The sequence below is a fragment of the Cellulomonas sp. P4_H12 genome (genome assembly GCF_056400905.1).
Map to the genome: position 1 here is coordinate 1 of NZ_JBFUKJ010000166.1, position 507 is coordinate 507.

General features: G+C 66.5%; 1 protein-coding gene. It reads right to left on the minus strand.

The window, feature by feature from the left end; genetic code table 11:
- On the minus strand, window positions 1-417 hold a 417-nt coding region (locus AC1DQC_RS20340; RefSeq protein WP_477053029.1), incomplete at its 3' end, for a wax ester/triacylglycerol synthase domain-containing protein.
- Between the last annotated feature and the right edge of the window lie 90 nt (window positions 418-507).

Below are 507 nucleotides of genomic sequence, written 5' to 3' on the forward strand. Positions count from 1 at the left end.
GTGGTGCAGCTTGGCGAGGATCGCCCACCTGCCGTCGGCGAGGCCCTCGACAACCCAGCACTCCCATAGCGGATGGTCGCGGTCCAGTCGGTGTGCCATCACCCGTCCTACGAAGCCGAACAGTTCGTCGTCCCCTCCGGGCTCGGGGAGCGCGACGCGTCGCAGATGCCGGTCGAGGTCGAAGCTCGGGTCATCCGCCCACGAGGGTGCGTCCACGTCCAAGGGGGCGGTGTGCAGTTTCTGCTTCGCGTGCGGAAGAGCCAGCAGACGGACGGCGACGGCCTCGCGGAACTCGTCCTGGTCGGGGGCCGGGCCTTCGACGATCGAGAGTGCCCCGATGTTGAGGCTGGCGTGTCGATCGGAATCCTCCGTCTCGAGGAAGCCCGCGTCGAGGAAGCTGAGATTGTCGGATGCCATCTGTCTCACCTCGGCTTCGGGTGGTCGTCGTCCGGAATCGAGTGTTCCCGGAAGAGCACTTCCGACAACGGCCGTCGAGGAGTAGCCGAT